Origin of the sequence: Empedobacter sp. GD03739, assembly GCF_029843245.1 — a bacterium.
Classification (GTDB): domain Bacteria; phylum Bacteroidota; class Bacteroidia; order Flavobacteriales; family Weeksellaceae; genus Empedobacter; species Empedobacter falsenii_B.
Genome location: NZ_JAOCHX010000036.1, coordinates 1 through 13,160 on the forward strand (window position 1 = coordinate 1; position 13,160 = coordinate 13,160).

Here is a 13,160-nt window from a genome sequence, read left to right on the forward strand (position 1 = left end):
CTTATTAAGCTTGGGAGATTTTTATTTATATGCTTGAATTAGAACTTCTGACGGAATATGAAGTTTTTCATTCAGTTTTCTAATCATTTCTAATGATAACTTTCTCTTTCTATTTAAAATTTCACTCGCTCTACTTTTCAAACCTATTATTTCAGCCAAATCATTTTGCGAATAATTAAGTTGTTCCATTCTAAATTTAATTGCTTCAATTGGATCTGGAAGTTCAATTGGAAAATTTTCAGATTCGTATTTTTCTATTAAAATGCCTAAAATTTCTAATTCATCTCCTTCATTAGATCCAGGAATTGCATCAAAAATCACTTCAAGTCTATTTAAAGCTTGAAGATAGTCTTGTTCTGTTTTTATAGGTTTTAATCTCATTATCTTAAATTTTATTTGCGTCTATTTTATCATATTCAGCGTGAGTCCCTATAAATCGAATCCACATCATTTGATAATTAAAATTAATTTTTACAATTAACCTATAATTATTTCCTTTTATGTTAAAACAAACTCTATTTTCCTCTAAAATACTTGCACTTGGATATTCATTTTTCAATTCGTTCAAACTTTTCCAAGTTCCTTTTTCAGCTTCTTGATACCACGATTTTAATTGCTGTTCGCAATCAGAATGTTTTTCCCAAAATTCTCGTAATATTTTTCTAGCTATGACTCTCAATTATTTTATTTTGATAAAGTTATAAATTATTTCCCGAAATGGGAAATTTATGTTTATAATTACGAAAACTGTTTTAAAAATATATCAAAAAAAACGCCCAAACTTTTAGTTTGGGCGTTTTTTATTATAAGAAATTTAAATCTTAACGTAAAGCTCTGTCACGGTTATCTACCACATCAGCAGCTTGAATCAATGATTGTAACAATGTTTGTTGGAAACGTCCTTGTAATTGACGGTTTAAATTATCCAAAATCATTGAACCTTTTTGATTCTTTTGAATTTGTTGATTTGAAGGAATAATGTAGAAAACTCCAGCATTACCTGCAATCGCTTTAGAAGATTGATTTGGTTTTACACCAAACGCAGCTCCTACAACTTTAGGCTCTAAACCAATTCCAGTTAAATTAGAATTAGAGAAGTTAACCGTAGCATTTCCTTTTTTCGCTCCAAATTTAGAAGCAAAAGCATTCAATCCACCATTCGCAACTTGCTCGTCAACCAATTTAGCAACTTTTTCGTGCATCAAAACTGGCTCTACATATTGACGAACAACACTTGGATGCGCCAAACCTTTGTCAAATTTTTCAACTAAATGAACAACGATGTAATCTCCTGTAGAAGATGTAAACAAGTTTGTTGCCCCTTTATCTGTTTTCTTGCCAAAAGCCCATTTTAAGATATCTCCGTCCTGATCGTTTGGAATATCTTGACCAATCGCAGCATAACGCTCAATACCTTCTGTTGTATTATTTAAATAACCACCTTTTTTCGCAGTATTTTTGAAATCATTCAATGATTTTCCTTCAACATTCTGAACATATGTTCTTGCATTTGTAAATGCTTTTTCTGTTGTCGCTTTAGAAGGCTCAATTGTTTTTACAATGTTTGCAACTTGATAAGCTGTTTTGTTTTTCGCATCATCAACTTTGATGATATGGAACCCAAATTGAGATTCTACCAAATCAACTGTTCCAACTGGTTTTGTAAAAATAAATCCATTGTAAGTTTGATCTAATTGATTGTTTTTTCCAACCCAACCAATGCTTCCTTTTTGTACAGCAGATGATTTATCATCAGATTTTGTTGAAGCTACTTCACCAAAAGAAGCTGGATTAGCTTTTACTTCAGCTAAAATTTGCTCAGCTAATTTTTTTGCTTCGTCTTTTGTACGTTTTACTCCGTTTCCAGCAGCACTTCCTGTATAAGAAACTAAGATGTGACTAGATTTTACAGAATCTTTTACTTCTTTCGATTTCGAAAGTTTGTATAATTGGTATGTATTTCCAATTTTGAAAGGTCCACCAATTTGTCCAACTGTAGCAGTTTTCAAGAAGTTTGTAGCTTCTGGTCCTAATTGAGCTTGTTCCAATTCTGCTTTTGTAAAATAATTTGGAATAAATGGTTTCTCAGAATTTTGAGTCACATAAACCGAATCACTTTTTGCAGAACCAAATGCTGCAATTGTATCTGTAACATTGTTTACTTCGTCATGAACAATTTGAGTTGACAGATACTTTTTGATGTTTGCTAAAGCAACAGCGTCATCAGCAGTCGAAGCTCCAGCAGGGAAATAAGTGTAACTTAATTTTACTAAACCTTCTGCTTTGAACAATTTTGGATATTTCGCTTCGTAAGCAGAAATTTCTTCGTCTGTTACTTTTACATTTAATTTTTTAGCCAAAGTTGCATAATCAACAAATGCATACTGAATATTTGCATTCGAAATATTGTATCCTTGTTGAATATCCGCTTCTTTACCTGTAACCGCTGTACCAGCCATTACATAACCAAAATATTTTTGAGATAAAATCTGTAATTTTATTTGTTCAGCAGTTTGCAACCATGCTCTATATTGTTGTTGCGCTTCTGGACTTGATGCCGCATTCGCTTCTAATTGAGCAATCTGTTGTTGTGCTTCTGCACCAGATGCCATTCCGAAGTTTTGAGCTGTATAGCTCCAAAATTCATCATCAGAAACTTTTAAACCTAACTTTTCAGCATGTTGTTTCAACACTTTTTGACTAACTAAGCTGTTCCAAGTTTGTTGAGCAATTTGATTTGGAGTTGCAGTTTGACCTTGATTTTCGTACATCTTTTGTGTTTGATCGTACGCACTCTGATATTCTGCAATACCAATAGGTTCTCCGTTCACTGTACCAACTACAGACGGATCTCCAGTAAATAATTGTTTTATTTTTGAATTCTCTCCGAATAAATCTCCTGCAACGAAAGCTAACATTGCAACTCCGATTACCACGAAGATCAGCCAAGTTTTTTTACGAATTTCTCCTAAAACTGCCATTGTTTTATTTTAATGTTATTTCTATAATAGGTGGCGAAAATACGACAATACATTGAATAATAAAATAGAAGAAGCGACAAGTATGCGCTTTTTTGTTAATTTTTTTAACGCTCTTTAGAATTTTTGATTATCATCAACATACTTAAATCCTTGATTATTGAATAAAGTATAGGTTTCTAAATCGTCAGTAGCTTGCAAACCGTTTTTCGCTGTTAACGAATCGCCTTCCTTGCTAATTAAGTAAACTTCTTTCGATGTATAAACTGTTTTATTTTTCTTATTCCAAAATAATTGCTCGCTTTTCAACGAATCACCTTTCTCATTTACGATAATTACATTTCCTCTACCTTCGTAGATTCCTGTTACATCACTTAATCTTCCCCAATCTGCCTGAAAATAACCTGGTTTTACGCTTCCTTTTTGATAAAAATCAAGGTTTAAACCTTTTCTAAAAATCGTGTAAGGAGAATCTACCGTTTCGTATATTTCAATCAAAGGAGAACGCAAATTACCCGAAATTCTTCCAGAATCTTTGTTGATAATATTTGCATTGATAAGTGTGCGTGTTGGGAATTCTACCTTCTTTTTACTGATAGGAGGAAGTTCTTTTTTACAAGAAAAAAGCAAAACGAAAACGCTAATCAGACCAAATACAATACTCGGTTTAATTAAAACTTTTTCGTTTGCTTTTTTATACAATTTTTGTTTGTCCAAAATTAGTCAATAACTCTTTTTCTAAACCAAATATCGTTAATATCAAATCCAACTTTAACTCCTAAATAATTTTCTTTGATTAAGTTGTTTGTTGTTTTTCCTTTTTGTCCGTACTCTAACGAAATATTCATCATAGAGCCATCATTTTGTTTTCCAATTGGAAATCCAAAACCTAAAGTTGCTCCATAAGCATCAATATCTGTTCCGTGAATAGAATACTGAGCTGATTGATAATACATCCCAGCGCGATACGTTACACGATTAAAATAACTTTTGTAACTGTTATAATCTGGAATCCAATATCCTCCAACTGCCAAACGTACATTGTTTTTGTAATCTACTGCAGAAGACATTGTAGTATTTTGACCTTCTAATGGTTGAGAGAAATCTTTCCAATTATTATATTTCGCTTCTACAGCTAACGACCACGTATTATCTTTAGAATATGATGCTCCTAAAGTAAATTGTTGTGGAATCTTAGTTTTTCCATTATCAATTCTAATAATAGAAATTGTATCTACAGAAGATTGTGTTGTTCCGATATATGTGTAAGAAGTTGTAAGATCTGTCACATCTGTTCTTAACTTAGTTCCTAATGTATAAGTAGCACCAATGTTTAAATTGTTATTTTTTCCAATTTTCTTCGTATACATAGATCCTAACGTAAATTGAGCACCACGATAGTTCGATTTATCGCTATAATCTACAGCTAAACTTGCTCCATCTACAGCTAAAATCTCGTTACGTTGCAACTCTCCGAAAAGATAATTAACACGCAAACCTAAAGAAAATCCTTTTGAAAGATTTCTTGAATAAAAAGCATGAAGACTATTTAACCCTCCATCACCTTTCATCTGTACAGTTTGTTTGATATTATTTTTCTCAGAAGTATTCATAATATCATATCCCAACGCTGTGTAAGGTTGAAAACCAACTCCGAAACTTCCTTTTTCACCAACTGGAAAAGCCAATGAAATATTAGAAACATTGAAACGACCTGCATTTTCTTTATCTGTTCCAGATTTGAAATTATAATTAGTTCCACTTCCACTTGCATTGAAAGTTGTCATACGCAAGTTTTGGTTTGCTGCAGGATTCGAAAAATTCGCACTTTGTCCAAAAGGATTCGTAGGAACCGTTGAGATACCGCCCATACCAGCTTGTTCAGTATTATTATCAAACAATTGCTCCCCTACTCCGTATGCCGAATAAGGTGAAACTGATATTGACTGAGCTTTTATTGTTACCACGCTAAATAGTGATAAACTACAAATAATCCACTTCATTATGAATGTATAATAGAATTCTAAGACGCAAATATGATGATTTGTTGCGAATTGTAAAAATTAGATTGCAAAAATGAGTTGTTAAATCTCTATTAAAATATTAAAACCACTCATTTTTTGCAAAGATAAAAATATTTTAAAATTTATTTCTCGGTAAATGAACAAGATAGCTTTTTCGTCTAAAAAATATTTTAAATAATGTTTGGTAGAACGGATTTTCGCTCTATATTTGCATCACAATTAAGGCGGTGCCTTAGCTCAGTTGGTAGAGCAAAGGACTGAAAATCCTTGTGTCCCTGGTTCGATTCCTGGAGGCACCACTGCTTAAAACCTCAATCAAATGATTGAGGTTTTTTTTGTTTTAGTATTTCAAATGTTAATAATATCTTAAAAAAATATTTTCAATTAAAAAAAGCCGATGTAGAAATACATCGGCTTTTACTTTTTATGTTGAAATAATTATTACGCTTGTTGCGCTTTAATTAAATTTAATGCTGAACCAGCTTTGAACCATTCAATTTGTTGTGTATTGTATGTATGATTTGCTACAACTAAATCTTTAGATCCATCTGCATGAACAAACTCGATTGTTAAAGGTTTTTCTGGCGCAAATTCCGTTAAATCAATAAAGTTGATTGTATCATCTTCTTGTACTTTATCATAATCTGCTTTGTCAGCAAATGTCAACGCTAACATTCCTTGCTTTTTAAGATTTGTTTCGTGGATACGTGCAAAAGAACGTACTAAAACTGCAACAGCTCCTAAATGACGTGGTTGCATCGCCGCATGCTCACGAGAAGAACCTTCTCCATAGTTTTCGTCACCAACAATTACAGAAGGTACACCTGCCGCTTTATATGCACGTGCAGTATCTGGAACTGGTCCGTATTCTCCTGTTAATTGATTTTTAACTGAATTTGTTTCTTGGTTGAATGCATTTACAGCACCAATCAACGTGTTATTCGAAATATTATCTAAGTGTCCACGGAAACGTAACCAAGGTCCAGCCATAGAAATATGGTCTGTTGTACATTTACCAAATGCTTTGATTAATAATTTAGCTCCAGTAATATTTTCACCATTCCAAGGTTTGAAACCTTCTAATAATTGTAAACGCTCAGAATTTGGATTTACGATCACTTCTACACGAGAACCATCTTCTACAGGTGCTTGATATCCATTATCTTCATAAGCATAACCTTTTGTTGGTAATTCCTCTCCTTTTGGAGCATCTAACATTACTTCTTCACCAAATTTATTGATTAATTTATCTGTTAATGGATTAAAATCTAAACGTCCAGAAATTGCAATCGCCGCAACCATTTCAGGCGATGTTACGAAAGCATATGTATTTGGATTTCCGTCCGCACGTTTTTTGAAATTACGGTTGAATGAATGAACGATTGTATTTTTTTCTTCTTTATCCGCACCTTCACGATCCCATTGACCAATACAAGGTCCACAAGCATTTGTAAAGATAACCGCATCTAAATCCTCGAAAGTTTTTAATAAACCATCACGATCCGCAGTATAACGAACTACCTCAGAACCAGGATTAATTCCAAAAGATGATTTCACTTCTAAACCTTTATCTAAAGCTTGTTGCGCAATCGAAGCTGCACGTGTTAAATCTTCGTAAGAAGAGTTTGTACAAGACCCTATTAATCCCCATTCTACATCTAAAGGCCAACCATTAGCTGCAGCAGTTTCTTTCATTTTAGAAACTGGTGTCATTAAATCTGGCGTAAAAGGACCATTCAAACGAGGCTCTAATTCAGATAAGTTAATTTCAATTAATTGATCATAGAAGTTTTCTGGATTTGCATAAACTTCATCATCAGAACGTAAATAAGATTTGTGAGCATTTGCAGCATCAGCAACATCATTACGATCAGTCGCTCTTAAATATCTTTCTGAAGCATCATCATAAGCGAAGATTGAAGTTGTTGCTCCAATTTCTGCACCCATATTACAAATTGTTCCTTTACCTGTTGCAGATAAAGACTCTGCTCCTTCTCCAAAATACTCTACAATTGCTCCTGTTCCACCTTTTACAGTTAAACGTCCAGCAACTTCTAAAATAACGTCTTTTGGAGCAGCCCAACCAGATAATTTACCCGTTAATTTAACTCCGATTAATTTTGGCATTTTTAATTCCCAAGCCATTCCAGACATTACATCAACAGCATCAGCACCACCAACACCAATTGCTACCATTCCTAATCCACCTGCATTTGGCGTGTGAGAATCGGTACCAATCATCATTCCTCCTGGAAATGCATAGTTTTCTAAAACTACTTGGTGAATAATTCCTGCTCCTGGTTTCCAGAATCCAATTCCATATTTATTAGAAACTGATTCTAAGAAATTAAATACTTCTGAAGATTTATTGATTGCCTCTTGTAGATCGGTTTTTGCACCAACTTTAGCTTGAATCAAGTGATCACAGTGAACCGTAGAAGGAACAGCCGTTTTGGTTTTTCCAGCTTGCATAAATTGCAACAAAGCCATTTGAGCAGTTGCATCTTGCATTGCTACACGATCTGGCGCAAAATCTACATAAGATTCTCCTCTTGTATACGCTTGTGTAGGTTTTCCGTCAAACAAGTGAGCATATAAAATTTTCTCTGAATAAGTCAAAGGGCGACCTACGATGGCTTTCGCAGCATCTACACGTTCTTGCATTTTTGCATAAACGCCTTTAATCATATTTATATCAAATGCCATAATAATTGATTTATTTAATTGGTTTTAATTTATCAAAAAACATACCCCAATATACTGAATTATTTGTAAACTACTAACTCTTTACCGTGCTAATAATCTTATTTAAAACAATTCTAACTTATTTATTTGCAATATTATATATTTATCACAAAAAAAGGCTAACACCGAAATGTTAGCCTTTATTATATCATTTTCTACAAACAATTAGTTCATTGAAATTGGTTTAAACTTTGTTAAGTTAATACCTTCAACTGCAGTTTTGTACTCTTCGATAGAAGGAATACGTCCTAAAATCGCTGATAAAACAACTACTGGAGTTGATGCTAATAAAGATTCTCCTTTTTTACCATCACGGTCTTCAACCACACGACCTTGGAATAAACGTGTAGATGTCGCCATTACTGTATCTCCTTTTGCTGCTTTTTCTTGGTTACCCATACATAAGTTACAACCAGGACGCTCTAAGTACATAATGTTTTCGTATTCTGTACGTGCAGTAGATTTTGGTAATAAATCGCTAAACTCAAATCCTGAGTATTTTTGTAACATTTCCCAATCACCTTCCGCTTTCAATTCGTCGATAATGTTGTAAGTAGGTGCAGCAACAACTAAAGGAGCTTTAAACTCAACTTTACCATTCGCTTTTTCTACGTTACGTAACATTTGAGAAACGATTTTTAAATCGTCTTTGTGAACCATACAAGAACCTACGAAACCTAAATCTACGTGTTTATCACCTCCATAGTAAGTTAAATCGCGGATGGTGTCGTGTGTATAACGTTTAGAAACGTCAGCATTGTTTACGTCTGGATCGGCAATCATTGGCTCTTCGATAATATCTAAGTCAATTACAACTTCCGCATAATATTTAGCATTTACATCTGGAGTTAAAGCAGGTTTAGCACCCGATTTAATTTCTTCGATACGTTTGTTAGCTTTGTTAATTAATCCTTGTAATACTTGGTTTTTGTTATCCATTCCTTTCTCGATCATGATTTGGATACGAGATTTTGCAATTTCTAACGATTCGATTAATGTTTCGTCTTGAGAAATACAGATAGATGCTTTTGCTTTCATTTCTGCCGTCCAGTCTGTGAATGTAAACGCTTGGTCTGCTAATAATGTTCCGATGTGAACCTCAATAATACGACCTTGGAATACGTTTTCACCATCAAACTGTTGTAACATTTGTAATTGTGTAGCATGAACCACATCACGGAAATCCATGTGAGGTTTCATCTCACCTTTGAATGTTACTTTTACAGATTCTGGAATTGGCATAGAAGCCTCACCAGTAGCTAAAGCTAAAGCCACAGTACCAGAGTCAGCACCAAAAGCTACACCTTTAGACATACGTGTATGAGAGTCACCACCAATAATGATAGCCCACTCGTCAACAGTAATATCATTTAATACTTTGTGGATAACGTCAGTCATTGAATGATAAACACCTTTAGGGTCACGAGCTGTAATTACACCGAAATCATTCATAAATTTCATCAATTTAGGAATATTTGCTTGCGCTTTTTTATCCCAAACAGAAGCTGTATGACATCCTGATTGGTATGCACCGTCAACCGTTGGAGCGATAACTGTAGCAGCCATAGCTTCTAACTCTTGAGCAGTCATTAAACCTGTAGTATCTTGTGAACCTACGATATTTACTTTAACACGAACGTCAGAACCTGCATATAAAACTTTTCCTGGAGTAGATCCAACTGCATTGTTATTGAAGATTTTTTCAACAGCAGTTAAACCTTGCCCATCATTCGAAATCTCTTTTGAAGGAGCGAAAACTGTTGGTGCTTCGATACCTAAAGTTTGAGCAGCAAATGTTTGGATTTTTTTACCAAAAACGATTGCGTAAGAACCACCCGCTTTGATAAATTCCATTTTTTGAGGAGTCAATGATCTTGAAATATCAATTAACTCTTGGTCTCCATTGTATAATTTTTTTGTTTTTGTATTGATCGTTAAAACTGTACCTGTCGCAACAGAATATACTTGTTCTAAAACTACATCACCGTTTACGTCACGTATAACGTTTCCGTTTTCATCAACTTTTTTAACCCAGTTTTGTAAATCAATACCGATACCACCAGTAACGTCTACTGTAGTTAAGAAAATAGGAGAAATTCCGTTTGTACCTGCTACAATTGGTGCAATATTTACGAAAGGAACATAAGGCGATGCTTGTTTTCCTGTCCATAAAGCCACGTTGTTAACACCTGACATACGAGAAGAACCAACACCCATTGTACCTTTTTCAGCGATTAACATCACAGAAGCATCTGGATGTTGCGCTTGTAACGCTTTAATTTCCGCTTGAGCAGCTGGCGTAATCATACATTGACCGTGCAATTCTCTATCAGAACGAGAGTGCGCTTGGTTACCTGGAGATAATAAATCCGTAGAGATATCACCTTCAGCAGCAATGTAAGTAACCACTTTAATTTCTTCAGCAACAGCTGGTAATTCAGTAAAGAACTCCGCTTTTGCATAACTTTCTAAAATATCTTTTGCGATTGTATTTCCTGCATTAAAAGCATCACCTAAACGAGCTGTATCTGCATCGTATAAGAAAACTTGTGTTTTAAGAACTTCAGCAGCTTGTTTTGCAATTGCTTCATCATTTCCTAAAGCTAAGTCCAAAAGAACCTCGATAGATGGTCCTCCTTTCATGTGAGATAACAATTCGAATGCAAATGTTGGTGTAATTTCAGCAACTGTAGCTTCTCCTAGAATAATCTCTTTTAAAAATTTTGCTTTTACACCTGCAGCAGAAGTTGTTCCTGGCAACGTGTTATAGATAAAGAATTTAACAGAATCCTCGCGGTATTCGTTATTAACATCTTTAATTTGATTAATGATTTCACTTAGTAATTCTGCACCATCAATTGGTTTTGGATGTAAACCTTGACCTTTTCTTTCTTCAATCTCGTTAAGATACTCTTGGTAAAGACTCATAATTATCTATCTTTTCTTTTTAATATTAAAGATTGTTTAAAACCAAGCTACTTACACCTGATTTCATCCAATCAAAATGAATTATATAATAACACTTCGCTGTATCGTCACATCTTATGCAAAAATTATTTTCATTAAAAATCATTTTTGGCATAGGCAACCACTGTTATCAGAATACAAACTAAGTATGTAATTTTTTCGAAGGGTAATTTTTAATCATTTAACTCACACAAACTCAACATACATAAGCATTTGAGTCAGAGTTTTATTCTAAAACTTACATTAACAATCATCTAAACAAATACGCGTTTAGCTATAAATTGGTACACAAAATTACGTTTATAGTAAAGATTTTTCATCAAAGAATGATATATTTTAGTTATATTTCAATAATTTAGAATTATTATAAAAAAGGTCTAAATTTCACTTTAACAATGTATTAAACGTAAATAAATAGAAGTTAAAAATTAAAAGGTTCTTAAAATATCAACTCCATAATTTTTGGGTCATTTTTTTACGAAATTGAATTATTTCGAAATATTAATAAACATTCAATAATCAATCTTTCGAAATGCTATCAATCGTCTAAACATTCTCAAAAAACAATCAAAAATATTCAATATGAATAAATATTTATGATTATTAATAATTATACAACTTTAATGAGATATTATACAACTTTTTACTAACTTTGCGCCCTTAATTCATTATTATAGATATGAAACTTTGGGACAAAGGTTTTACCATTAATGATAAAATCGAAAAATTTACTGTTGGAAAAGACAGAGAATTAGATGCTCATCTTGCAAAATACGATGCTTTAGCGTCGAAAGCGCAGGCAAATATGCTGGCAAAAACAGGTTTGATTACCAATGAAGAAAATGATGCTTTGCAAATTGCTTTGGATGAAGTTTTGGTTCTGATTGCGGAAAATAATTTCGAAGTCGACGAAAATTACGAAGATATACATTCAAAAATTGAGGCTTTTTTAATTGAGAAAACTGGCGATGCTGGAAAAAAAATTCACGTTGCGCGTTCTCGAAATGATCAAGTTTTGGTTGCAATTCAACTTTTTGAAAAAGAGTACTTAAAACATACAACAGAGAAAATTGTCAATTTAATTGAGATTTTCTTACAAAAAGCAGATGAATTTAAGAATCATCAATTGCCAGGATATACGCATTTTCAGGCGGCGATGCCAAGTAGTTTTGGAATGTGGTTTTCTGCTTATGCAGAAAGTTTGTTGACGGATTTATACTTTTTTGAGGCTGCATATAAAATTTCTGATCAAAATCCTTTGGGCTCAGGTGCAGGTTTCGGAACAAGTTTCCCAATTGACCGTTTACAAACAACGCAAGAATTAGGTTTTTCAGAAATCTTAGTTTCTTCTGTTGGTGCACAAATGCTTCGTGGAAAAACAGAAAAATCTGTTGCGACAGCTTTGGCAATGATTTGTGGAACTTTATCTAAAATGTCATACGATTTGGTTTTATACAATTCACAAGATTTAGCTTTTGTGAAGTTGCCAAACGAAATGACAACAGGCTCATCGATTATGCCACACAAGAAAAACCCAGATGTTTTTGAGTTAACTCGTGCGCATTGCAATAGAATTCAGGCATTGCCGAATGATATTATGATGACGATTAATAATCTTCCAAGTGGATATCACCGTGATTATCAAATATTGAAAGAAATATTATTCGAACCAATGATGCAATTTGATAATATTATTGACATCTTAACATTTGCGATTCCTCAACTTCAGATTAAAGATAACTATATGAATCAGGATAAATATGATCCTATTTATACCGTTGAAAATATTAATGAAGCGATTAAAAATGGAACACCTTTCCGTGATGCTTACAGAGAAGTTGGTTTATCTGTAGAAAATGGAACATATGTACCACACAAAGAATTTCAAACTTCGCATATCGGAAGTATTCATAATTTGAGATTGGATTTAATTCAAAATAAAATCGAAAAATTCAAATTAGAAGCACAAGTTTTAAAATAATCGTTTGTAATAAGTCAAAAATCATCCTCAAACTTATAGAAATTGAGGATTTTTTTGTTCTATAAATTTTATAATTTCGGAAAATTTCAACGTTTAAATAATTGATATATTGTTTTTTGTAAAATAAAAAGTGTTTTACAAAATAATTACAATCATTTTTTATTATATCAGGTCAAAATCATTCTAACTTTGACATATCAAATTAATCGATTAAAATTTAAAAAGATGAAAAAATTTTTCGCAGTAGTTGCAGTAGCAGCTTTATCATTAGGAGCAGTATCTTGTGGAGAGAAAACTGAAGAAGCACCAGTAGAAGAAGCACCAGCTACAGATTCAGCTACAGCAGTAGTTGATTCAGCAGTAGTTGACTCTGCAGCAGCTCCAGTAGCTGATTCAGCAGCAGTAGCAGCTCCAGCAGCAGATTCTACAGCAGTTGCTAAATAATTTATAGCGAAGCTAAAATAT

At 33.3% G+C, this 13,160-nt stretch carries 9 protein-coding genes and 1 tRNA gene; 3 read left to right on the plus strand and 7 right to left on the minus strand.

Going from position 1 to position 13,160, the window contains the following annotated elements; translation table 11 throughout:
* Positions 1–21: 21 nt before the first annotated feature.
* From N5E64_RS11645 to N5E64_RS11665, 5 genes are all read right to left on the minus strand, one after another.
* Positions 22–381 carry a type II toxin-antitoxin system HigA family antitoxin gene (locus N5E64_RS11645; protein ID WP_125349912.1) on the minus strand — a complete coding sequence of 120 codons (360 nt, stop codon included), beginning with the start codon at positions 379–381 and terminating at the stop codon, positions 22–24.
* Between the two features lie 4 nt (positions 382–385).
* On the minus strand, positions 386–679 hold the full coding sequence (locus N5E64_RS11650; protein ID WP_219034263.1) for a type II toxin-antitoxin system HigB family toxin: 294 nt from the start codon (positions 677–679) through the stop codon (positions 386–388).
* Between the two features lie 142 nt (positions 680–821).
* Positions 822–2,981, minus strand: coding sequence for a SurA N-terminal domain-containing protein (locus N5E64_RS11655; RefSeq protein WP_280037673.1), 2,160 nt, complete (start codon positions 2,979–2,981; stop codon positions 822–824).
* 114 nt (positions 2,982–3,095) lie between these two features.
* Complete coding sequence (lptC, locus tag N5E64_RS11660) at positions 3,096–3,680, minus strand: LPS export ABC transporter periplasmic protein LptC (RefSeq protein ID WP_280037674.1); 585 nt, start codon at positions 3,678–3,680, stop codon at positions 3,096–3,098.
* A 17-nt stretch (positions 3,681–3,697) separates the two neighbouring features.
* Positions 3,698–4,981 (minus strand): OmpP1/FadL family transporter, encoded by a 1,284-nt coding sequence (locus tag N5E64_RS11665; RefSeq protein ID WP_260392519.1) that lies wholly within the window; start codon positions 4,979–4,981, stop codon positions 3,698–3,700.
* A 247-nt stretch (positions 4,982–5,228) separates the two neighbouring features.
* Here N5E64_RS11665 and N5E64_RS11670 point away from each other — a divergent pair.
* Positions 5,229–5,301 (plus strand) — tRNA-Phe (locus N5E64_RS11670).
* 142 nt (positions 5,302–5,443) lie between these two features.
* Here N5E64_RS11670 and N5E64_RS11675 read toward each other — a convergent pair.
* Complete coding sequence (locus N5E64_RS11675; protein WP_125349916.1) at positions 5,444–7,708, minus strand: aconitate hydratase; 2,265 nt, start codon at positions 7,706–7,708, stop codon at positions 5,444–5,446.
* A gap of 204 nt (positions 7,709–7,912) precedes the next feature.
* The gene (locus tag N5E64_RS11680) at positions 7,913–10,675 is read right to left on the minus strand and encodes a bifunctional aconitate hydratase 2/2-methylisocitrate dehydratase (RefSeq protein ID WP_280037675.1); all 2,763 of its coding nucleotides are present in this window, start codon (positions 10,673–10,675) and stop codon (positions 7,913–7,915) included.
* 718 nt (positions 10,676–11,393) lie between these two features.
* Here N5E64_RS11680 and argH point away from each other — a divergent pair.
* Together argH and N5E64_RS11690 are read left to right on the plus strand one after the other, a co-directional pair.
* Positions 11,394–12,695, plus strand: a complete 1,302-nt coding sequence (gene argH, locus N5E64_RS11685; protein ID WP_280037676.1) for an argininosuccinate lyase — start codon at positions 11,394–11,396, stop codon at positions 12,693–12,695.
* 225 nt (positions 12,696–12,920) lie between these two features.
* Complete coding sequence (locus N5E64_RS11690; RefSeq protein WP_125349919.1) at positions 12,921–13,139, plus strand: hypothetical protein; 219 nt, start codon at positions 12,921–12,923, stop codon at positions 13,137–13,139.
* Positions 13,140–13,160: the final 21 nt, after the last annotated feature.

Bases quoted from the DNA above. Each gene is read 5' to 3' on its own strand.
- N5E64_RS11645 (WP_125349912.1), bottom strand. From the start codon at position 381: ATGAGATTAAAACCTATAAAAACAGAACAAGACTATCTTCAAGCTTTA.
- N5E64_RS11655 (WP_280037673.1), bottom strand. From the start codon at position 2,981: ATGGCAGTTTTAGGAGAAATTCGTAAAAAAACTTGGCTGATCTTCGTG.
- N5E64_RS11665 (WP_260392519.1), bottom strand. From the start codon at position 4,981: ATGAAGTGGATTATTTGTAGTTTATCACTATTTAGCGTGGTAACAATA.
- N5E64_RS11675 (WP_125349916.1), bottom strand. From the start codon at position 7,708: ATGGCATTTGATATAAATATGATTAAAGGCGTTTATGCAAAAATGCAA.
- N5E64_RS11680 (WP_280037675.1), bottom strand. From the start codon at position 10,675: ATGAGTCTTTACCAAGAGTATCTTAACGAGATTGAAGAAAGAAAAGGT.
- argH (WP_280037676.1), top strand. From the start codon at position 11,394: ATGAAACTTTGGGACAAAGGTTTTACCATTAATGATAAAATCGAAAAA.
- N5E64_RS11690 (WP_125349919.1), top strand. From the start codon at position 12,921: ATGAAAAAATTTTTCGCAGTAGTTGCAGTAGCAGCTTTATCATTAGGA.